The 22,732-nt window shown below is 44.6% G+C and carries 21 protein-coding genes; 2 read left to right on the top strand and 19 right to left on the bottom strand.

Features of this window, described 5'->3' with window-relative positions; translation table 11 throughout:
- Window positions 1-91: 91 nt before the first annotated feature.
- The 19 genes from WMO31_RS07135 to WMO31_RS07045 form a co-directional block, all read right to left on the bottom strand.
- Window positions 92-4,348: a SpaA isopeptide-forming pilin-related protein gene (locus WMO31_RS07135; RefSeq protein ID WP_173728687.1), complete on the bottom strand. Its 4,257-nt coding sequence runs from the start codon at window positions 4,346-4,348 to the stop codon at window positions 92-94.
- Between the two features lie 68 nt (window positions 4,349-4,416).
- Entirely contained in the window at window positions 4,417-5,082 is a 666-nt protein-coding gene (locus WMO31_RS07130) for a hypothetical protein (RefSeq protein WP_173728685.1), read from the bottom strand.
- A 244-nt stretch (window positions 5,083-5,326) separates the two neighbouring features.
- On the bottom strand, window positions 5,327-6,280 hold the full coding sequence (locus WMO31_RS07125; protein WP_173728683.1) for a ParB/RepB/Spo0J family partition protein: 954 nt from the start codon (window positions 6,278-6,280) through the stop codon (window positions 5,327-5,329).
- A complete protein-coding gene (locus WMO31_RS07120; protein WP_227700745.1) occupies window positions 6,231-7,061 on the bottom strand; it encodes a ParA family protein in 831 nt (276 codons plus the stop codon). Before WMO31_RS07120 ends, WMO31_RS07125 begins: the two co-directional genes overlap by 50 nt.
- A 128-nt stretch (window positions 7,062-7,189) precedes the next feature.
- The gene (locus tag WMO31_RS07115; RefSeq protein ID WP_337785762.1) at window positions 7,190-7,357 is read right to left on the bottom strand and encodes a hypothetical protein; all 168 of its coding nucleotides are present in this window, start codon (window positions 7,355-7,357) and stop codon (window positions 7,190-7,192) included.
- Window positions 7,358-7,624: 267 nt separating this feature from the next.
- Window positions 7,625-7,804: a hypothetical protein gene (locus WMO31_RS07110; protein WP_055194971.1), complete on the bottom strand. Its 180-nt coding sequence runs from the start codon at window positions 7,802-7,804 to the stop codon at window positions 7,625-7,627.
- Window positions 7,805-7,817: 13 nt separating this feature from the next.
- Complete coding sequence (locus tag WMO31_RS07105) at window positions 7,818-9,218, bottom strand: zinc-ribbon domain-containing protein (protein ID WP_173727954.1); 1,401 nt, start codon at window positions 9,216-9,218, stop codon at window positions 7,818-7,820.
- A gap of 253 nt (window positions 9,219-9,471) precedes the next feature.
- The gene (gene lysS / locus WMO31_RS07100) at window positions 9,472-11,394 is read right to left on the bottom strand and encodes a lysine--tRNA ligase (RefSeq protein ID WP_367999450.1); all 1,923 of its coding nucleotides are present in this window, start codon (window positions 11,392-11,394) and stop codon (window positions 9,472-9,474) included.
- 88 nt (window positions 11,395-11,482) lie between these two features.
- The gene (greA, locus tag WMO31_RS07095) at window positions 11,483-11,965 is read right to left on the bottom strand and encodes a transcription elongation factor GreA (RefSeq protein WP_046433519.1); all 483 of its coding nucleotides are present in this window, start codon (window positions 11,963-11,965) and stop codon (window positions 11,483-11,485) included.
- Between the two features lie 118 nt (window positions 11,966-12,083).
- On the bottom strand, window positions 12,084-12,911 hold the full coding sequence (locus tag WMO31_RS07090) for a hypothetical protein (RefSeq protein WP_303806956.1): 828 nt from the start codon (window positions 12,909-12,911) through the stop codon (window positions 12,084-12,086).
- A gap of 87 nt (window positions 12,912-12,998) precedes the next feature.
- Window positions 12,999-14,297: a murein hydrolase activator EnvC family protein gene (locus WMO31_RS07085; protein WP_367999449.1), complete on the bottom strand. Its 1,299-nt coding sequence runs from the start codon at window positions 14,295-14,297 to the stop codon at window positions 12,999-13,001.
- 32 nt (window positions 14,298-14,329) lie between these two features.
- Window positions 14,330-15,226 carry a permease-like cell division protein FtsX gene (gene ftsX / locus WMO31_RS07080; RefSeq protein WP_015522793.1) on the bottom strand — a complete coding sequence of 299 codons (897 nt, stop codon included), beginning with the start codon at window positions 15,224-15,226 and terminating at the stop codon, window positions 14,330-14,332.
- A gap of 38 nt (window positions 15,227-15,264) precedes the next feature.
- The gene (gene ftsE / locus WMO31_RS07075; RefSeq protein ID WP_101069779.1) at window positions 15,265-16,029 is read right to left on the bottom strand and encodes a cell division ATP-binding protein FtsE; all 765 of its coding nucleotides are present in this window, start codon (window positions 16,027-16,029) and stop codon (window positions 15,265-15,267) included.
- Window positions 16,030-16,129: 100 nt separating this feature from the next.
- On the bottom strand, window positions 16,130-17,215 hold the full coding sequence (locus WMO31_RS07070) for a PucR family transcriptional regulator (RefSeq protein WP_015522795.1): 1,086 nt from the start codon (window positions 17,213-17,215) through the stop codon (window positions 16,130-16,132).
- 413 nt (window positions 17,216-17,628) lie between these two features.
- Entirely contained in the window at window positions 17,629-18,735 is a 1,107-nt protein-coding gene (locus WMO31_RS07065) for an ABC transporter ATP-binding protein (RefSeq protein ID WP_015522797.1), read from the bottom strand.
- A 160-nt stretch (window positions 18,736-18,895) separates the two neighbouring features.
- Window positions 18,896-19,615, bottom strand: coding sequence for a pseudouridine synthase (locus WMO31_RS07060; RefSeq protein ID WP_117949948.1), 720 nt, complete (start codon window positions 19,613-19,615; stop codon window positions 18,896-18,898).
- A gap of 1 nt (window position 19,616) precedes the next feature.
- Complete coding sequence (locus WMO31_RS07055) at window positions 19,617-20,087, bottom strand: DUF4830 domain-containing protein (RefSeq protein WP_187299893.1); 471 nt, start codon at window positions 20,085-20,087, stop codon at window positions 19,617-19,619.
- A gap of 84 nt (window positions 20,088-20,171) precedes the next feature.
- Window positions 20,172-20,834 (bottom strand): HAD hydrolase-like protein, encoded by a 663-nt coding sequence (locus WMO31_RS07050; RefSeq protein ID WP_117949927.1) that lies wholly within the window; start codon window positions 20,832-20,834, stop codon window positions 20,172-20,174.
- Window positions 20,827-21,216, bottom strand: a complete 390-nt coding sequence (locus WMO31_RS07045) for a thioesterase family protein (protein ID WP_367999448.1) — start codon at window positions 21,214-21,216, stop codon at window positions 20,827-20,829. Before WMO31_RS07045 ends, WMO31_RS07050 begins: the two co-directional genes overlap by 8 nt.
- A gap of 165 nt (window positions 21,217-21,381) precedes the next feature.
- Here WMO31_RS07045 and ychF point away from each other — a divergent pair, with 165 nt between their 5' ends.
- Both ychF and WMO31_RS07035 read left to right on the top strand, forming a co-directional pair.
- Complete coding sequence (ychF, locus tag WMO31_RS07040; protein ID WP_015522800.1) at window positions 21,382-22,476, top strand: redox-regulated ATPase YchF; 1,095 nt, start codon at window positions 21,382-21,384, stop codon at window positions 22,474-22,476.
- Between the two features lie 113 nt (window positions 22,477-22,589).
- On the top strand, window positions 22,590-22,718 hold the full coding sequence (locus WMO31_RS07035; protein WP_015522801.1) for a hypothetical protein: 129 nt from the start codon (window positions 22,590-22,592) through the stop codon (window positions 22,716-22,718).
- Window positions 22,719-22,732: the final 14 nt, after the last annotated feature.

Here is a 22,732-nt window from a genome sequence, read left to right as displayed (position 1 = left end):
TACTTTTTCTTTCTGTTACGGATCTGCAAAAAGATAAAGCCGCCTACGATAAAGACGACCAGAGCAATTCCGATAATCGCTTTCAGTTCCATTAGTTATCCTCCTTCTTCTTTTTCTTAAAGCCGATGATACCGCAAGCCGCAATGCCTGCTACCGACACACCCGCAAGGACAAGCCAAAGACCGAGCTTGCTGTCATCTCCGGTTTTCGGCGTATCTCTCAGCTCGTTGTGCATTTCAACGACCGTGGTAGAGCCTGTCTGTACCGCAGCCTCCTTGTCGGCAGGCAGGATATACATAGCGGAAGCCGAATTGTTCACTTCGGAAATCTTGTACTCGCCGATCCGCAGTCCTTCAAGGAAAATCTCGCCGTTTTCGTCTGTTTCAAGGGTAACATCATAGCCGTTTGCTCCGGTAATGCGGAAAGCAAAGCCTTCCACCTTTCCGTCAGACGATGTTTTCACGATTTTCAGGTTTCCACGCATAGGCTCGTTTGCGAAGCCTTTGCCCTCTGTGTTTTCCACCTGATAGGTCTTACCGTCCGTGTCGATAAATACCTCATACACGCCCTCGTCACGGATATACGAATCCGGGCTTGCTGATTCCAAAATGAAGTAGCGCCCATAGAGCAGATCGTTCATTTCATACTGCCCGATTTCTTTTTCGGTCAGTGTGCCGATCAGTTCGTCCTCGCTGTCCAGCTCGCCGTTGTCGTTGGAGTCCTTATAGACCTCAAACACAGCGCCCGTCAGCTTCGTATCGGTATATTCAGCGTCCACCTTCGTAAGAGCGATATTGCCACGCACCAGCTCATTGACGATTTCAATCTCAACGACTTGCTCATTCTCTGAGATATTCACATCATAGACGGTATCGTCAAGCACGAATCCGGTCGGCTGCTTGATCTCACGGATATACCAGTTTCCGTAAGGCACATTCTCAAAGGAGAAGCTGCCATCGTCGCCGGATACGGCGGTCATCAGGGCGTTTTCTTCGGTAAACTCCACATCATCGCTCTTAAACAGACCAATGAGCGCACCGCCGAGTCCCTCGCCGTTCTCATCAACCTTTTTGCCGGAAACCGATCCGTAGATCAGCTTGTTTTCCATCGGCTCGCCATTATTCACTGCAATCGCTACCGTTGCAGTTTCCTGTCCTGCATATTCAAATACAACGGGATATTTTTCGCCGTTGAGCTGATAATGCTCGTCTGTCGCCAGTTCTTTGACATAATAGCTGCCCAAAGGCAGGTCAGTCCCTACGGTCGCCCTGCCGTTTTCATCAAGCGTGATGATTTCAAGCAGACCGTCTTTCGGAATGGAAGTGCCGCTTGCGGATACAAGCTCCTCATCGGCGAACAAGCCGAAGCTGATATTTTTGATTTCTCCGTTATTGCCGATACCAAACAGCTCGTTTGTCTCCAGCGCTTTTTCAAGGCTGACCTCAACCTTCTGCCGTTCATTGACGAAGGAAGTCGCCGTTTCAGTCACGGCTACATCCTGTCCGGCGTAAATGAGTTCTACGGTATGGACTTCACTGCTCAGCACCATTCCATAGCCTGCCTTGACCTCTTTTACCTCATATTTTCCGAGATAGAGTTCCTTGCTTTTTGCAAAGCCGGTTTCATCGGTCGTAACCGTATCGACCAGCTCGCCCTTGCTGTACCTCAGCGTACCGTCTGGCGTTACCACATCTTCGGCGGCACGGATTTCATAAACGGTATCGGGAAGCCCCTGTGTTTCATAGATCGGTTGATAGATAACGGGAAGCTCCTGCCCGTTTTCATCTGTCCCGCCGCTTACCAAAACGCCGAAGAATACCTCGCCCGTCTTTTCAATGCTGATCGTGCCTTTCTGCGGCATATTGGTCTTTTCAACTTTAATCACTGTTACCCCGCTTTCCTCAGAAGAATTTTCTTCCGTTACATCAAAATAGACGGGTGTGGAATCAAGGACATATCCATAAGGACTCTGTACCTCAACGATAGAGTAGCCCTGACCGTATGGCAGCTTTTCCGGCGTTACGAGCGAGCCGTTAGCGTCGGTATAGAAAGTGTCAACGGTTGTCGGGGTAGGATAGGTAAACTCCATCGTGATGAGATTGCCGGACGGATCGTAAATCTGGAATCCTGCACCCGCATAGGGAATGGTCTTGCCCGTTTCTGCGTCCACCTTGACTACTTGGATATAGCTTTCAAAATTGCTGTTGTTAATCAAATAGCGGTAAGTCTGGGCGTCCTTTGCGATGAACACATCAAAATCATCCATCAGCTCCCTGCCTTCCCAGCCGGATACCTGATGGACGGTATATGTGCCGTAAGGCATATCCTTTGTCTGTGCAAAGCCGTTCTCATCGCAGATGAGCGTATCACGCTCGGATTCCTTTGCGTTCGCAAAAGAGCCTGCGGACTTGAGATACACTTCAAAAACTGCGCCTTCTTCGGGCGTTTCAATCTGCGTCTCGCCATCGTCCGTATGTTTGATAATGGCGATATTGCCCTTGATGACCTGTTCCGTTACATCATTTGCGGTCTGGTTATGCTCAATGGTATAAAGCTCCGGCTCTGCGCCGACCTTATGGACGGTCGGATCGAGCAAATAGCCCTCACTCGGCTCCAGTTCCTTGATTGTCCAGTCCGCACCGCAGATATATTCTTTTGTGGTAAACTGACCGTTTTCATCGGTATAGTATTCATCAATGAGCTGTTCGCCCTTGAAAATCCCGTATTTTGCTCCCGCAAGAGAGGCGTTTCCCTGAGCCGTTCCCGTCTCAGCGTCGCTCTTGGTCACGGTAACGGTAAACTTCTTCAGGATATTCGTGAAATTGCGGGTAGTGACCTCGTTCCACTTGACGGGTGCGCTCTGATCTGCGGGAATGACATAACGGATTGCGGTATCCACTTCCTCAATGGTGTACGGCGTTGTGCCGCTGATCAGCACATCTTCAAAGGTCGCCACACCGTTTTTATCCGTAACCGCATACTCGTCCACGGCAATGCCGGAGAGCGATGTGCCGTAAAGGTGGAAGGTCACGCCCTCATTGAAGTTATCCTCCGAGGATTTGATAACCTCAATATCGCCACGCTTCAGGGTATTGTTGAAGTTGACGGTCGCAACCTGCCCCGCAACTACGGTTACTCTGCGGGACTCCTGCGGCTCGTATCTGTCATATTCCTGCTCGGTTACGGTATATACTCCGGGCATTAGGTTATCGACCTGAATCTGACCGCCGTTTTCTGTCTTAACGGTTTTATCAATGCCGTTGCCCTGAATACGGAAGGAGATACCATCAACTTTTCCGTCCTCGCTGGTTTTGACGATCTTCGCCGAGCCGTAGGAAACCTTTGATTTAAGAAATCCCTTAACCGGATCATTGACCGTCTGAGCGTAGGTTACGGTATCCTGCACACCGCCGTTTGGTCCATAGATACCGTCCGTCCAAGTGATAACGCCTTTTCTCTGCGCCGTTTTCTCTGCGGTAATCGTCAGCCCGTCGCTCGGCGCTTTCTCGGCAGTAATCGTCAGCTTGTTTCCGCTTACGGAGAACTGAACGCCCGAATCATTGGACGAAAACTTATATCCCGAAAGGACATTGTTGCTGTCCGTCAGCGTAACCGTGTACTTAGAGCCATCCCATTCAAGCTCGATTTCCTGTGCGCTCCCCGGTGTTTTGGAAAGGAAGCTCGGCAGCTTGGAATGCTTCTGCACACTTGCCGCCATTGAGTTGTAGTAGCTCATAATCTTGTCGTAAAGAGGGTGGTTAGGACTGATCTGATCCAGAACAGCGTCCTTGCCGCCTGTGCTGACCTTGTTGAAGTTCTCGTCACGCTCACCGATCACGGTTTCCCAAATGAGAAGCTGTGTAGCGACTGCGTGAGCCAGCTTATCGCCGCCCTCGTTCTGAGAACGCCACGAGGTTGAGATGGTTCCCGTGTAGCCGTACTGGAAGATACGACCGATGAACAGCTTAATATCGTCAGGAGAAATGGTGCTGTTATAGGACGAAGGGTAGTTGTCCCAAAAATCCTCGCCCTTTTTGGTAAAGCTGTCTCCGGTCTGCTGCGGGACGCCGATCTCAATACAGTAGCAGATATTTCCCGTATATGATCCCATCGCACGGACGGTTGTATAACGGGAATTGCCTGTTTTCCAGCCGTTCATAAAGGTAAGGCTTCCGTGTCCCCATTCGGCGTTGTAATTCGAGTCCCCGTCACGGGGATACGAGATAAGGTACACATCGTCCGTTTCCTCTGCGGCATAGGCGGTCGTACCAATCCCTACAAGGGAAGTCACGCACATCAGCGCCGCAAGAAACAGCGACATAATGCGTTTTGGTTTCTTAATTTTCATCTGAAATCCTCCTTGAAATGAAAAAACGCACCGTTTTTTCGGTGCGTCCTCAAAATGGAATATTTAATTTAAGCGTAGCCGATATAGATGTCGTAAAGTCCGTCAGAGACTTCCTCCGCCCAAATCCATACGGCTGTGATTTCTTCGTCAGCCTTGTACCGATCCAAGCGGCTGTGAATATCCCTTTCAAGATATTTGCAGTGCGCTCCGGCACGGATCGGATTATCCCAACAGTAAATTGCCTCGCTGTCTAACAGAAGTCCCACGCTCTGAGCGTAGCCTTTTGCAAAGGAAATCCAGTAGTCAATGTCAAAGTCAGTTTTAGTTTCGCTCGGTGTTTCTTCCGTTTCAGGCGGCGCAGGCGTTTCGCTTTCTTGTGGAATATCCGGCTGCGGTGTGGATACGGAATGTTCGGTTTTGTCCGCTTTATCGGGTTGTTCGGCGGGCTGTGCCGCCTGCCCGGTTTCAGAAACAGTCTGAGGCTGTTCGGTGCAGACCGTATCCGTTTTCGTCGTTTCTTCCTGCTTTTCCGTCGTTTCTTCCTGCACGGCTTCAGGCGTTGTTTCAACCTCCTTGCTTTCCTCTCCCGCAGGCGCTTCGGATTCAGGGGTGCTTTGAACACTCTCCGAAAAAGAAAACGGCTGCGGCTTATCTTCATTCAGCGGGGCATTGTTGCAGCCTGCAAGCACGACCAGCAAAAGAGCCGTTAAAAAAGCGATTGTTTTGATTTTCATTGCGCTTCACTCCTTTTCTGCCGCCATTGTAATGCGAAACAGCGTTTCAGGCAAAGGTGTGAAACAAAGGGTAATCTTACATCATAGGGCATACCTCCTGTGTTTTGGAATGGTGCGTTTTCCTGAGATAGATTGAGTTAGGTGAGATAGCTGTAATCAGGAGAGATAGATTTATTCTTTCGGATAGTCAGGTAGTTTCAGGGGTTGGAGTGTGAGGAAGGGGAAGAAAAAAACGCACTCCGCCTTACCTGCTGTCACGCTCGGCACGGTTACGCAGAAACTTGTTGTAATGCTCCAGCGCCTTGCAGACATACTCCTCCGTTTGGTTGATGGGGATATTTTTCGGGATCAGGCTTCGCACCCTGTCCCCACGCAAAACAATCTTCTCACGCTGATTCGGCTTTTCCTCGCTCATAATCGCAGAGATCGCCTCCGTAGTCAGCTTGCCTTCTTCAAAAAACTTCCGCATACGGATTGCCTGATCGTGGGACGGGGTACAGTCGTTTAGGTCGATTTCGTCCACCAAATCCCTCTGGCAGTCCTCGTTCAGATAGGACAGCTCAACGGCGGGGCGCATTTTAATCCTGCCCTCGTCCACAAATTCAAGCAGTTCGGGAACAAGGTTTGTAAGGCGGATATATTTTCGGACTTGTTCGTGACTTTCGCCGCTTTCTGCGGCAATAATTTCACGAGTGGTCTTGCCACCGAAATTCTGCAACAGTGTTGCAGAATTATTTTTACTCGGTCTGCCTGCCTGTCTTTTCATAGCGTCCAGCCGCATTTTATATGCGTGAGCTTTCTCCGAGGGAAGTATCTGCGACCGTTGAAAGTTGCTTTCGACCATTAAAATCGTAGCTTCATCACGGTCGAGGTCTACCACCTCACATCTGAGCGTTTCAAATCCGGCAAGCTCGCAAGCCCTTTTTCGCCTGTGTCCTGAAATAAGCTCGTATCTTCCGTCCTCCTTCTGCCTTACGGTAGCGGGAGTAATCACGCCACGCTCTTTGATACTTTCCACAAGCTGAAACATATCCTCATCTTCCCGCACCTGAAACGGGTGATCGGGGAAATCGTCGATTTCCTCAAGCGGAATATCCCTGATTTTTGACAGCTTCGCTTCGTCCCTTTCCTCCTGAGAGGAAAACAATTCATCGAGCGTGTTCGTGGGCAGCGTGAAGTCGCTCTTTCTGCCTGCCATCGGCTAACACCTCCTTTGTGAAACTGGCGTAAGCCTTAGACACCGGACTGTTCGGCTCATAGGCGTAGATACTTGTCCCTTTAGAAGATACCTCTGCGGCTTTTACGGCTGCCGGAATCATTGATCTATATATCCTGATATGGCTGCCGAAATTCTCCCTGAGCGCTTCCACTGTGCTTTTCGCAAGATTTGTCCTTCCGTCCACAAGCGTCAGAAGAATACCGTCGATTTTCAAATCGGCGTTTGTATGTTTCCTCACTTTCGCAATCGTCCCCAAAAGCTGCGTCATTCCCTTAGCGGGAAGATACTGCGCCTGAACGGGGATAATCACGCTGTCCGCCGCCGTTAGAGCGTTAAAGGTAATCATACCCAAGCTCGGCATACAGTCAATAAGGACATAATCGTACTTGTCTTTTACAAGGCTCAGATAATTCTTCAGGACGCTTTCTCGGCTCATCGCCGTTACAAGCGTCATTTCCAATGACGATAGGCTGAGATTGGACGGTACAAGGTCTACCTTCTCTTTATGTTGCAGGATACCGTCAAAGGGATTTTGCTCCTGCTCCGATATGATTGCCTGAAGCTTCTCTGTCAGCGTTACGGAAAGGCTGTCGCTATCCCTCCAGCCGAGACAGGTCGTTAAATCTCCCTGCGGATCAGCGTCAATCAGAAGCACCTTTTTCCCTTGCATAGCAAGTCCAATGCCTAAATTAACCGTAGTCGTGGTCTTGCCCACACCGCCTTTTTGATTGCATACCGCAATCGTCTTGCAGTTTGACATCTCCGGCTTTACCTCCTTTCATAGATTTCACAGCCTGCCTCAATAAGAGGCGGCTATGTAAAGACCGCAGCATTTGTTCTCAACACCCCCTGCGGAAAGCGATTTGCTTTGTACGGGAAGCACTAAGGTTACGGTTTGCGAAACCGTATCATAGGAATCTCACCTCTGCCGGGTACTCCGCCAGCTCCGTAGAGAAGTATCATTATCATTCTGACTGTCATTGCCGTTTCAGTAGCAAGCTGAATTTCAGGTCGGGGATTCTCGCTCGTTCTCCGTATATCAATAGGAAAAGTCACGGCGTACCCACCTTCGGGCTATTCATCAGAACTAATGTCCTTAGCGCCTGTCTATTCAATTTTCAAGGTACTTTGAAGGGGGAAATCCCCTGCGGGAAAATAACCCCTTCACTCATTTGGACAAAGGGGGGCAAAATGCACACCCAAAATCGCCCCTTTTCCGAAAAAAATTTGAAAAAAATTTTTTGACCTTGAAAATTGCCCTAAAAACGCAAAAAAGCCGCCTGCTTCTCCGTAAAGAAACAAGCGGCATAACTGCGGTTTTATTCAGATGTATTGCACGGTCATCTTTTTCTTTCGTGCTTTTGTAAATTTGATAAGGACATCATCTACTGCGTCCGTATATCTGCCTTGTGCTATCAGATTATTTTTAAGGGCGATTAACGCCTGCAAAACCTGTCCGTACTCCTCGTCATCAAGATAGATATGAAATTGTCTGTCTTTCATCAAATCGTCTCCTTTATTTTATCTGTCCTTTTCTCCATTCAAAAAACCTCTGCCGGATAAACACTGTATCCTCATCTTCATTCGAGGTTATGAAAATATGTAAGCTGCGAAACGCTTTTTTGATTTTCATAGCGAAGTCTATTTCGCTGTTTCCTAATGTATATGGGATTTTAATCAGTTTGATCTCCCGCTTCCGGCACAGATATGCTTTCAAGGTTTCTACATTCTCTGTCCGACTAACCGTTTCAATCGCTGCTTTTTCTTCAGGTAAATATATTTCAAGAGGTATGCCGATAATCTTATCCGTATCCATCTGTACCTTTATGTGCTTCTTCGCTGCATAATACATAACCGCCAGCTTTGGAAAAACCGTCAGATAGTCTTTTTCACACACCTTACAGCCTTTTCCCTCAATCGCTCTTTCTGAAATTTTTGCCTTCCACGAGTGTCCGAGCGAACACTTCCACCATACACTCTGCATTGAATTCCTTGATATTTTGTTTGGGAAAATATCTTTGTTCCTCTCGTAATCCCATTCCGAAAGAAGATGTGTATCCGTCGTTGCTAAATCATTATACCCTGTCATAACCGCCCGATCTGCACAGACAGGACATACCGTTCCTTTTACACGAGCATATACGACTGACTGCCATTCATACCCGCACTCTCTGCACTTCCACCAGACATTTCTGCGGGACTTTTCGTTTATCATATCAGGAGTAAGAGGCAGATTCCTATCCGACCATTCCTGTGCAAGCTGAGGGTGTGTCGTAGCGAAATCATTAAATCCTTTCAGCAGAAGTTGACCGCTGCAATAAGGACACCCGCTTCCGCCTGAACGAGTGGAAATGAGCGTGTTCCATTCGTGACCTTTGCTGCACCGCCACCATACCTTCCGATTTGCAAAGACCGTAACCATATCAGGCTTTAGTGGGTAATTTCTCTCAGACCACTCAGAAGCGATTTGAGGGCGCTGTGAGGCAAGGTCATTAAATCCTACTAAGATTTTATTATGGGAGCAATACGGACAGCCTGTACCGTTTAACGCCCTGCTCTTAACCGTTGCTGTCCATTCGTGACCATATTTATCCTGCCAAATCACTTTTTTATGAGAGCCTGTCGTTACCATTGTCGGTTTCAGCGGATCATTCTTACTCGACCATTCATCAGCCAGCTCCGGCTTCAGCGTTGCCAGATCATTGATACCCTCTATCACTCTTGCGCCTGAGCAGATTGGGCAGTTTTCGCCGTTTGAACGAGCTTTAACACTTGTCTGCCATTCGTGACCGCAAGCGCCTTTCCACCAAACGACTTTGTTTGAGCCGTATGTAATCTTATCCGGAGTAAGCGGCAGGTTTTTATCCGACCATTCCGCAATAAGTTCAGGGTGTACCTCTGATAAAATATTGCTCATACTTAATCCTCTCCTTCCTCTGCGATTAGCTTCATTATATTGGGAAAGCGTGGATTGGTATAGTTTGCGATAATGGGTAGTAAAACTATGAGAAAATACAGAAGCCCCTGAGAAGCTATAACTTCTCAGGGGCTGTGTGAAACTAAAAATTATGCGATTTTTTTGTTGCTGCACCGATTTTAGCACCGATTGGTGTAAAATTGGTGTATTTGTGTAAAATCCGAGGTTTTCGGAAAATGAAGTACATCTCGTTTTAGTAGAGCTTTGCGCCCGCCGGAATATGGTCATCTACCATTAGAAGATGGAGCTTTTCTTCGCCTTCTTCGTGGTGTACCGCACTAATCAGCATACCGCAGGAATCAATGCCCATCATCGGTCTTGGCGGAAGATTGGTAATAGCGATACAGGTCTTACCAACCAGTTCTTCCGGCTCGTAATAGGCGTGAATACCGCTTAAAATCGTGCGTTCCGTGCCTGTTCCGTCGTCCAGCGTAAATTTGAGCAGCTTCTTGGACTTCGGTACGGCTTCGCAGGCAAGCACCTTGACTGCCCGGAAATCGGACTTGGAGAAAGTCTCAAAATCTACGAAATCCTTGAACAAAGGCTCGATCTCCACTTTGGAGAAATCTATCTTTTCCGGCTCGGCTTTTGGGGATTCAATCGGCTGAGAGTTTACACCAATTTCGTCCTTTACACCATTCAAGGGTTTCATTGTCGGGAAGAGGAGAACATCACGGATTGCGGCTGAATCTGTGAGGAGCATACACATTCTGTCGATACCAAAGCCGATACCGCCTGTCGGAGGCATACCGATTTCAAGTGCGTTGAGGAAATCCTCATCGGTTGTGTTAGCCTCATCATCGCCCTGTGCGAGAAGTGCCTCCTGAGCCTTAAAACGCTCTCTCTGGTCAATCGGATCGTTAAGCTCTGAATATGCATTAGCCATTTCCCAGCCGTTCATAAAGAACTCAAATCTCTCAACATAATCGGGATTTTCGGGTTTCTTCTTTGTAAGCGGAGAAATTTCAATCGGATGGTCCATAACGAAAGTAGGCTGAATCATATGCTCTTCTGCAAATTCTTCAAAGAAAAGGTTGAGGATGTCGCCCTTCTTGTGGCGTTCTTCAAACTCAACACCCTTTTCCTTAGCAATTGCCTTTGCCTCTTCATCAGAATGAATTTCGTTGAAATCAACACCTGAATACTTTTTAACAGCGTCAAGCATTGTAATTCTCTCAAACGGCTTGCCAAGATCCATTTCAATGCCGTTGTATGTGATTGTTGTTGTGCCGAGAACCTCCTGTGCAACATGGCGATAGAGGTTTTCGGTAAGATCCATCATACCGTTGTAGTCGGTATATGCCTGATAAAGCTCCATAAGAGTAAACTCAGGGTTATGACGGGTGTCAACACCCTCGTTACGGAATACTCTGCCGATTTCGTAAACCTTTTCAAGTCCGCCTACAATAAGTCTTTTGAGGTAAAGTTCAAGAGAAATTCTGAGCTTTAAATCCTCGTCAAGAGCGTTGAAGTGAGTAAGGAACGGACGAGCCGACGCACCGCCGGCATTTGCAACGAGCATAGGAGTTTCAACCTCCATAAAGCCCTGATTGTCAAGGTAACGGCGGATACTGCCGATAATTTTTGAACGCTTTACAAAGGTATCCTTTACCTCGGGATTCATAATAAGGTCAACATAACGCTGACGGTAACGAAGGTCTGTATTTGTAAGACCGTGATACTTTTCGGGGAGGGGTTTGAGTGATTTGGAAAGGAGCTTAACCTCTTTTGCATGAACAGAAATTTCGCCCATTTGCGTTTTGAAAACAAAGCCCTTTACTTCAACGATATCACCGATATCCCACTTTTTAAGGAAACCGTATTCTTCTTCACCGAGATCGTCAAACTTTGCAAAAATCTGGATTTTTCCCGAACGATCCCAAAGGTCCATAAACGAAACCTTGCCCTTGCCTCTTTTTGAAAGCAAACGGCCTGCAACGCATACATCTTTGTTTTCGTACTCTTCAAAATTGTTTTTAATTGTTTCCGTGAGAACATCACGGGCACTTGTTGTAATTACAAACGGATCTCTGCCTGCTTTTTTGAGGGCGTCAAGCTTTTCGTATCTGACCTTGATAACATCGCTTGTGCCGTTCTGCTGTGGCTTCTGACTCATTTCCAATCATTCCTCTCTTTTCAACATCAATAAATCTGACGGATTGCAAAAGCAGAATCCGTCAGCAAAAATTCAATAGATAAACAAATTACTTTGAGATTTCAAGAATCTTAAATGCCTTTACGCCGCCGGGAGTTTCAACCTCAACAACATCACCGACACATCTGTCCATGAGAGCCTTGCCCACAGGTGATTCGTCAGAAATTTTGCCCTGTGCGGGATTTGTTTCGTTAGAACCCGAACCAACGATTTTGTATGTCATCTGTCTGTCTGTGCCAACCATTTCGATTGTAACAACAGAAGTGAGGTGTACCTTATCGTTAGATGTTTCGGACTCATCAATAATCTGAGCAGTTTTGAGGATAGACTCGATAGTAGCGATTCTTGCCTCCATAATAGCCTGCTCGTTCTTTGCGTCATCATATTCACTGTTCTCGGACAAGTCGCCGTAGGAACGGGCTACCTTGATTTTCTCTGCAATTTCTTTACGCTTGACATTTTGTAATTCTGCAAGTTCCTCTTCAAGATTTTTAAGACCTTCCGCAGTAAGCATTGTTGGTTTAGCTGCCATTTTATATCGTTCCTTTCAGTTAATACCGCACCTGCACAAGCGTGCATACGGTATAAAATTCTTTCATATCAGCAAAAAACTGCATATAGATTTATTATAAATTTTTTCACACCGATTGTCAAGCAAAACGGGCAAGATAACTGCAAAGAGATTTCACTGTCTGTGCCTCTGTATCATTACGGCACAAATCGGGAACAATTGAACCGAGTTCGTACTGTGAACCGAGTGTGTAGAGTGCTGAGCAGAAGTATTCCTCCGACAATCCCTCAGGGCGCAAAAGTGCGAAACCGTTCGGCATTTTAAAGCAATAGCGAAAATACACAAAGCCCTTTATATTTTCCTTAGGTCTGCCGTTTGTGAGGATAACCGCATCATCTCTTACAGGCAGATTTTCTTCAATTTCAAACGGTGCAATGACAAGGTCACAATTTGAAAGCTGTTCACGGTGGTGAGTAACAACGGCACACGCACCCGTTTCTTCGGCAATGGTATTCAGTTCATCATAGAACACATCTTCGTTGTCTGTGATAATACAGACATTGCCCGTATATTTCAACACAAATGAAACAAGGTCGGTGCATTGAGCGTCGGGATCATAAATTCCGACCGTCAGCCTTTCGGGAGTATCAAATTTGCTGAGGGCATAAAGTGCCATATTAGTACAAAGTCTTGCCGAAAAAAGCGGCGAGTAAAAACGCTTGTAACCGCTGTCGTTCGGAAAAGTCATTTCTTCGCAACACAAAAGTCTTGTACGCTGATTGCCGATTGCCCTGTCAATTTTATTGAGATTGACCTTTTGTCTGCGACAGATGTATGTAAGCTGTTTTACGCTTACACCCCTTGCCCTTTTGATTTCAACGCACACCTTGTCCCCTCTCAGCCTGTTAAAAAATCCCCTTATTTTCCCGCACTTTTCGGGAAACACAACATTCAATGAAGTAATCAAAACAAAAACCTCCGCATATTTACTTATTTAAGTATATGCGAAGGCTTTTAAATTAATTATCAAATTGTGTATGTATCAAAGAAATTATCACATGTACGGATACTCAGACATCGGGTTGTATCTTACACCGTTAAGACGGCATTCGTAGTGGAGGTGAGGTCCTGTTGAGTTACCTGTTGAACCGACATAGCCGATAACCTGTCCTCTTGAAACGGTCTGACCTGTACTTACTGTAAGACTTGTAAGGTGACCGTAAACTGTCATCTTACCGCCCGCGTGGCTGATCATTACATAGTTACCATAACCGCCGCCGCAACCGCAGCTGTAGCTCTTGCCCCAGTTGTGTGTACAACTGCTGTTGGTTGCAACAACAGTACCGTCGGCAGCCGCAACAACAGGAGTTCCCATGATGCCTGCACCGGCGATATCAATTCCGCCGTGGTTATAAACCTCTCTGTCCTCAAACCATTCAGATGAACGGCTCACAAAGCCCGGTGTCGGCCATGCAAAGCCCGAACCCGACGGAACAATTACAGATGATGAACCTGAGCTTGATGAACCCGAACTGCTTGAGCCGCTTGATGAACTGCTTGAAGAGCTGCTTGAGCTCTGTGAAGCCTGAGCAGCGTGTTCCGCAGCCGCCTTTTGAGCGGCATAGTACTGGCTGATTTTAGCTTCAATCTCATCACTCTGCAAAGCCGCACTTTCCAAGGAATTCTGCGCCTCGGAATTTGATGCGTAAAGATTTTTAAGAATCTCGTCATTATCGGAAATGAGTTTATTAAACTCGTCCTGATCCGACTTCAATGACGCCTGCTGAGTTTCAAGGTCTTTCTTGTCGGCCTCAAGGGATTTCTTCTTGGTGCTGAGCTCGTCCAGCTTTGTCTGGATTTCGCTGATAAGCTCCTTGTCGCTGTTTGCGAGGCTCTTTACAAGCTCCATCTTATCAATAAGGTCAGAAAAATCCTTTGCACCGAAAATGATTTCAAGGTCGGTTGCATTGCCTGACATATAGAGAATTCTGAGTCTGTTTGCAAGTGCGTCAAACTGATCCTCAACTTCCGAAAGTCCCTTGTCATAAGCGTCCTGCTTTTCCTTGATATCATCGTTAAGGCTTGAAATTTTCTCACGGGTTACTGCAATTTTTTCATCAAGAACCTGAACCTTGCTTACAAGGGCGCTCTTGTATTCTTCCTTTTCTGCGATGTCAGACTTTGTATCATCAAGAATCTTCTGATACTTCTGATTTTCCTGTTCAAGCTGCTGAAGCTGTTGTTCAAGGTCTGAGATGCTGTCCTCAGCAGAAACAGTAGTCGGTATTGCCATTGGAATTGAAATCATGCATACGCAGAGCATTGCACATAAAATTCTTTTTAATTTGTTCATTGTAATCTCCTCCTTTAAGATTTCTGTCGGGATTACCAACCGAGTATTTCGTTACCTTCCATTTTAAGGTATTTTCTGATTGAAATAAAGCTGCCGAAGAAGCCGATAACAATACCTGCAATTGCAAACAAGCCGCCTGTAATCCAGATGACATTGTTAATCGGAATGAAATCAATCGGAACAATCTGATAAACAAGAGCCTGTGCAGTCTCATAGAGGATTGCAATTGCGCCTGTTGAAACAATTGCGGAAATAAGTCCGATTATCATACCTTCAATAAGAAACGGCCAGCGGACAAACGAGTTCGTTGCACCAACCGATTTCATAATGCTGATTTCAAATCTTCGTGAATACATTGTCGCACGAATTGTGTTGGCAATGATGAAGATTGAAATGATTGTCAGCGCACAAACAACCGCAATACAAATCATATTGACAAGATTGCTGATGTCCGTAAGCTTCTTTGCAAGCTCACGGTGGTTGCTTATGCTGTCAACACCGTCAATTTTTTTAATCTGAGCAACAGTATCGTCATACTTCGACAAGTCCTTCATAACTACAATGAAAGAATCGGGGAGTTTGTTTCTGCCCTGCATTTCTGCAAAGAGGTCGTCGCCGAGAGTAGATTTATACTGCTTTATCGCATCTTCCTTTGAAAGAAAGGTTGCCGACTCAACATTGTCAAGTTTTTCAATTTCTTTTCCTACATAAACAGCCTCAAGCTGTGAATATCCGTCTTTAACATAAACTGAGGTTTCGTTTGACTTGCCGACCGATTCAACTACATTGTCAACATTCATCGAAAAAAGTGCCGCCGCACCTGTGAGAACAAGACAGCTTATAAGTACGCAGACAGAAGCGATACTCATAATACGGTTGTTCCACACATTTTTGAAACCTTCTTTTGCTAAATAACCAAATCCGGTCATATCAAAAATCCTTTCAAAATCCTATTTGCGCAAACGCATTATTCCGGAACAACCACTGCATTATCGGGATAATCCGGTGTGTTTTCTTCTTCACCGCTGTCATCACCGTAATCGTCAGTATAGTCATCTTTAACAAACAAATCCTTGGTGTCGCTCTTAATTTTTCCGTGGTCAAGAACAACAACTCGTCTGTCAAACTCACGAACAAGGTCATGTTCATGCGTTACAACAATAACGGTTGTGCCTGTTGCGTTAATTTCATTGAGAAGCTCAATGATTTCGTGTGACATCTCGGGGTCAACATTACCTGTCGGCTCATCGGCAATAATAATTTCGGGGTTATTCACAAGGGCTCTTGCAAGGCTTACACGCTGTTGCTCACCGCCCGAGAGTTCACTCGGTCTGTTTTTCATCTTATCTTTAAGACCGACAAGCTCAAGCACATACGGAACACGCTTTTTAATTACTGCCGAAGGTTTTCCGACAGCACGCATCGCAAACGCAACATTGTCGAAAACATTCATCTTGTCAATAAGTCTGAAATCCTGAAAAACAATGCCCATATGACGGCGCATATAAGGAACCTTGCTCCTTCTCAGCTTTGTAACATCAGTGTCGTTGATAACGATTTTGCCCGATGTCGGAGTTTCCTCATGCATAATGAGTTTAAGAAATGTACTCTTGCCTGCGCCCGATGCACCGACAATAAATACAAACTCGCCCTTATCAATACTCAGCGTAATACCGTAGAGAGCATGAGTGCCATTAGGGTATGTTTTAGACACATTTATAAAATCAATCATAAAGTCACCTTTGTTTTGTAGTTATTATACAAATACTCACAAAAAAGTCAAAACGCCCAAAGCACAGCAAGACACTGTGCTCGGGCACACTTTAACCAAATCAGTATTTTGTAGGACTTGCGTTGAGGTATTTCTTAACCATAAGAGCTACCTTGAACACGATTGCATCCTCAAACTCACGAAGGTCAAGACCTGTGAGCTTTTTAATTTTTTCAAGTCTGTACACAAGAGTGTTTCTGTGTACAAAAAGCTTTCTTGATGTTTCGGAAACATTGAGGTTGTTTTCAAAGAAACGCTGGATTGTAAAGAGAGTTTCCTGATCAAGGCTCTCAATTGAACCACGCTTGAAAACTTCTTTGAGGAACATTTCACACAATGTTGTGGGAAGCTGATAGATAAGACGGGCAATGCCGAGGTTATCATAGCTTACGATTGTACGGTCTGTGTCAAATACCTTTGCAACCTCAAGAGCCGACTGAGCCTCCTTAAAGCTTCTTGCAAGATCCTTGATGCCTGTAACCGTTGTACCGATGCCGACAACACAGTGTGTGTAGAACTCGCTCGAAAGTGTGTCTGAAATCGAGCTTGCAAGCTTTTCAAGGTCACGGCTCTCTGTGTCGGGTTTAATTTCCTTAACAAGTGCAATTTCAACCTCGTTAATGTTTATAACAAAGTCCTTTGACTTGTCCGGGAAAAGATTCTGAACTATATCATAAGCGGAAACATCTGTTTTTGAAACAATTTTAATAAGCAGACACACACGGGAAACCTCGCTGTTAAAGTGAAGCTCTCTTGCTTTAAGGTAAATGTCACCCGGAAGAATGTTGTCAAGAATAACATTCTTAATAAAGTTTGAACGATCATACTTTTCGTCATAATACTGCTTGATGCTTGCAAAAGAAACCGACAAAAGCTGAGCATATTTCTGAGCATACTCATCGGTACCCTGAACAAATACTGCATAATCATACTTTGCATTGCTGCCGAAAGATCTGTATGTATAGCCGTTCACAACAAACGGTGCTGTCGAGCTGAGTGTTTCGGAATTAACGCTCTCGTTTACCTCGCCGATTTTTCCAAGCTCGGAGCAGGCAATAACAACCGAAGTCTCGTCAATTACGCCAATCGTTCTGTCGATTGCGTCTTTCATCTGGTGTACAATACCTTGAAATAATCTGTTTGACATAAATTTTTACCTCGTTTTCTCCGCAGTTATATATTGTGATTGTAAAAGAGTTCAATAAAATACAATCTGTCTCATATACATATTACACAAAAACGAGAAAAAAATCAACCTCTATTTACAATTTTTCTTGAATTTTTTTAGAGAAGTTGCATAATCAGCAACAAGTTACAGTTTTGAAAGCAAAATTAAACAATTGTTACAAAATCTTATTTGTTTTTTAATATATCACAACATTGTGTTGATTTTGTGACAAAATACGAAAAATATCTATTCATCACGGTTAATCAATTATAAAATTTAAACGCAAATGGGTTTTGAAAGTTATTGTGCTTACGGCAACAATCGTTTTCTTTCTGCAAACGCAAAAACGGCGGAGCATAATGCTCCGCCGTAAAAACCAAATTAAATTATAATCAGTTTGTGATTGTTTTCTCAGTATCCTTATCAAAGATGTGAATCTTGCTGAGGTCGAAAGCAATCTCAATTTCGTCGCCCGGCTTAGCTGTTGAAGTAGGTTCAACACGAGCTGTGATAGGTGTACCGTTGATATTTACATAGAGATAAATTTCAGCGCCCATAAGCTCGGTAACATCAACATTGGCTTTGAGAAGACACTCAGCCTTAGCAATTTCTTCAGGCTCATCGTGAACATGCTCAGGACGGATGCCCAAAACAACTTCCTTGCCAACATAGTTGTCGAGGTCAGCATTAACCTTTGACTCCGGAACAGGAACATGATACTTGTCAAAATCAAGAGTATACTTGCCGCCGTTCTTAGAGAGAACAGCGTTGATGAAGTTCATCTGAGGTGAACCGATAAATCCGGCAACAAACATATTGCAAGGCATATCATAAAGATGCTGAGGAGTATCAACCTGCTGAATAAAACCGTCTTTCATAACAACAATTCTTGTACCCATTGTCATAGCCTCTGTCTGGTCATGGGTTACATAGATAAATGTTGTACCGAGACGCTGATAAATTTTTGAAATCTCTGTTCTCATCTGAGCACGGAGCTTAGCATCAAGGTTTGAAAGCGGTTCGTCAAGAAGGAATACCTTCGGGTTACGAACGATAGCACGACCGAGAGCAACACGCTGTCTCTGACCGCCTGAAAGAGCCTTTGGCTTTCTGTCAAGATACTGCTCGATACCAAGGATTCTTGCAGCCTCTTCAACTCTTCTCTTAATCTCTTCCTTAGAGAACTTACGGAGTTTAAGACCGAATGCCATATTATCATATACAGTCATATGAGGATAAAGAGCATAGTTCTGGAATACCATTGCGATATCTCTGTCCTTAGGAGCAACATCGTTTGCGAGTGTATCGCCGATGTAAAGCTCACCCTTTGAAATATCCTCAAGACCTGCAATCATTCTGAGGGTTGTTGATTTACCGCAACCTGAAGGGCCAACGAGAATGATGAATTCTTTGTCGGCAATTTCAAGATTGAAGTCTGTAACAGCAGTTACACCGCCGTCATAAATCTTGTAAACATGTCTTAATGAAACATTTGCCATTGTGTATAAACCTCCAATTAGTCGATAACGATAAAGTCCTTAGCTTTATTACATACAATAATATACCACTTTTCGCACAATTTGACCATACCGAAATTGACCAAAGATATATGCATTATTTTATTTAAAACCGACACAGGATAAAATTCAGATGCATTTTTTAGTGTATATTGCCGATAAAAACCGACTTTTTATCCAAATCCGTTAACAATTTGCACTCACCTATGTGCAAATTGCTATCAAGATACAAACCGCCTATTGAAATTCGTTGAAGATGCACAACTTTTAATCCACAACACAAAAACATTTTTTTAACCTGATGATATTTACCCTCACAAATTGTGACAATTCCTGTTTTTTTATCATTTTTGTCACATTCAAGCACGGCACTGCGACACTTCGTACCGTCAGAGAACTCAATTCCGTCAGAAAAAGCCTTTACGGTATCTTCTGTGATTTCTCCGTCAAGCTTTGCAACATACTTCTTGTCCACATGCTTTTTAGGCGAGGTTATGCTGTGCGCAAAGTCACCGTCATCTGTAATAAGAAGCAGTCCCTCCGTATCACGGTCAAGTCTGCCGACGGGAAAAAGTCCCTTTCGTTTCATATCTTCGGGGATAATATCAATAACAGTCTTAAACTGCCTGTCCTCAGTTGCCGACACAACTCCCGCAGGCTTGTTCATCATTATATATATGTATTTGCTGTAATTCAAAGCCTGTCCGTCCACAACAATTTCATCCTTGTCAGGGTCAACCTTTGCATCAGGCTTTTTACAGATTTTTCCGTTCACAAGAACCGCACCGCTTTTTATGAGTTTTTGAACCTCTTTTCTGCCGTCGGCTCTTTGTGACGAAATAATTTTATCGAGTCTTTCCATCTTAATCAACAAGCGGCAGATTTTTGCTGCCGTATTCTCCGTTTGTAATGTGTCCGCCGATTACCCTGTTTTTGTAAACAAGCAAAACGGCATTGTTATCCTTTGGCTTTTCCAGGGGAACCATAATCTCCGTAACCTCTTTGCCTTTAAATTTTGCGAGGTCAAGTCCGATTTTCTTCTGTAGTTCGTTGTATTCCTCATAATATTTATTAAAATCCGACGGAATTACAACCGACCTTTTCTCAGGCTTCGCGTCGGCGGTTTCAATTCCGAACTGTTCAAGGAATTTTTTCTCCTCACCGTCATTAAGCACAAGAGAATACTCCCCTGTTTTATCACTCACGGCTGTATCGGGCAACCGTGAATTTATTGCAACCGTGACAGCTGTACATATTATTGCCGCTGTTACGGACAGCACCGCCGCCAAAATTACTGTTTTTTTAGCCTTAATTTTTAAATTAAAAACGAACATTTTAAATCCTCCGCACATTTTATTCTCTGATAAAATGTATGCGAAAAATCTTCGGATAATTCCGTTTGTCCGATTTCAAATTATTTACTTTGTAAGAACATCCAAGAGTTCAGCCGTGGTTTTTACAAACACCCTGCCGCCCTCTTTTTTCATACTTTCAAGGTCGCCGTAGCCGTATTCAACACCGACAAAATCAACACCGCAAAGTCTTGCTCCCTTTGTGTCAAACCAAGTGTCGCCAATCATAACGGTATCTTTTCTGTCATTTTCAAGACTGCCGCCCAATCTTTCAACAGCATACGGAATAAGATCTTTTTTATCTTTTCTGCTACCGTCAAGTGTTGAACCGCAGATTGCGTCAAACATATCATGCACACCGAGAAGGTCTGTAATTTCTTCGGCAAACTTTTCATACTTTGACGAACACACGGCAAGCTTTGCACCGCTGTTTTTAAGCTCTTCAAGAACCCTGTCAATGCCGTCATAAAGCTTGTTCACAAGCTTGCCCTTGGTGTTGTAGTATTCACGATAAATCTCAACGCCTCTTGCCGATTCTTCCTCATTGAAACGGCAGATATTGCGGAATGTATCGAGCAACGGTGGTCCGATGTACAATGTGTAATCGTCAAGATTCGGCAACGGCTTGCCCATACTTTTAATTGCGTTTTCAAGTGACTCTCTTATGCCCAATGCGCTCTCGCTGATTGTGCCGTCAAGGTCAAACAGATAATATTTGTACTTATTCATCAAACTTGCTGTCCGCCTTCATCTGAAATTTTTCTGATTTTACGCTTACTCTTGTGTGAGTGCCTCTTGCAATTTCACCCTTTTTATCTTCGGCAAAAACTTCAAAATTAAACATTCTGCCGTCAATGCTTTTGAGAACGGCTGTTGCCGTAACCTCAGCACCGAGAGGAGTAGGGCTTGTGTGCTCAATTGAAATCATTGTACCTACTGTTGTAAGCTCATCGTTGTCAAGAACCTTGTCTGCAAAAGCTGCGGCGGCATTTTCCATAAGAGCCACAACGCACGGAGTTGCAAGCACACAAAGACTGCCGCTGCCCATTGAAACGGCAAGATTTTCTTCTTCAACCTTAATTGTTACAGAATATGTATTTATTTCGCTCATAAAAATTTCCTTTCTTATTGTTTAAAGCAATTTTATGTGATATACTTAACAAAGTGTGCATTACTCGTCTGTGAATTGACAGAGTAAGTATCCATACGATATAATAATACAATATTCAGTGAAAATAGGCAAGCATTGCCCGAATATTATTTGAGGTGAAAATAAATGAAACTCGGAATCGTCGGACTTCCAAATGTCGGCAAAAGTACTCTTTTTAACGCAATTACAGATGCAGGTGCTCAAAGTGCAAACTATCCTTTCTGCACAATTGAACCGAATATCGGTGTTGTTGCAGTTCCGGACAAGAGACTTGATAAACTTGCGGAAATGTATGATCCTGACAAATATACTCCTGCATCAATTGAATTTGTAGATATTGCAGGTCTTGTAAAGGGTGCATCAAAGGGCGAGGGACTCGGCAACAAGTTCCTTTCAAACATCCGTGAATGTGACGCTATCGTTCATGTTGTCCGTTGCTTTGAAAACGATGACATTATCCATGTTGAAGGCAACATCAATCCTGCCCGTGACATTGAAACAATTAATCTTGAGCTTATTCTCTCCGATGTTGAAATGCTCGAACGCAGAATTGACAAGACAAAGAAAATGCTCAAGGGCGATAAAAAGTATCAGAAAGACATCGACCTTTTTGAAAGAGTTCTTGCCGCACTCAACGAGGGCAAGCCTGCAAGAAGTGTTGAATGTGACGATGACGAAAAAGCAATTCTTTCAGAGGTTGCGCTTCTCACAAACAAGCCTGTTATCTATGCCGCAAATATGAGCGACGAGGATTTCTCAAACGGCATCGACTCAAACGAGGGCTACAAGGCTGTTCAGAAGATTGCCGCCGAGGAACACGCCGGCGTTCTTCCAATCTGTGCTCAGATTGAGGAAGAAATCGTTGAAATGGACAAGGAAGAAAAGGAAATGTTCCTTGCCGATATGGGACTTGAGGAAAGCGGTCTTGACAGACTTATCAAGGAATGCTATGCACTTCTCGGACTTATCTCCTACCTTACAGCCGGCAAACAGGAGGTTCGTGCATGGACAATCAAAAAAGGAACAAAAGCACCTCAGGCAGCAGGCAAAATTCACTCGGATTTTGAGCGTGGATTTATCAGAGCCGAGGTTATCGCATATGACGACCTTATCGCCTGCGGAAGTATGACAGCCGCAAAAGAAAAAGGTCTTGTCCGCAGTGAAGGCAAGGACTATGTTATGAAAGACGGCGATGTCGTTCTTTTCAGATTCAATGTTTAATTAAATCATTACAATTGATGACGGTTACGAATATTTTCGCAGCCGTCATTTTTTGATGTCACACATTTCTCCTTTTGCAATAATATGTAGTGTAAACGAAAGGAGGTAAGCGTATGTGTAACTTTGGTAACGGCAACGGTTGCTGCTCATGGATTATTCTTCTTATCATCGTTCTCTGCTGTTGCGGCGGAAACAACGGCGGCTGTGGTTGTGACAACAACAGCTGTGGCTGCGGCTGCTGATAAAGCACGCTGAC

This window comes from Ruminococcoides intestinale (assembly GCF_040095935.1).
Lineage (GTDB): Bacteria > Bacillota > Clostridia > Oscillospirales > Acutalibacteraceae > Ruminococcoides > Ruminococcoides intestinale.
This window is presented reverse-complemented; position numbering and strand designations above follow the sequence as displayed.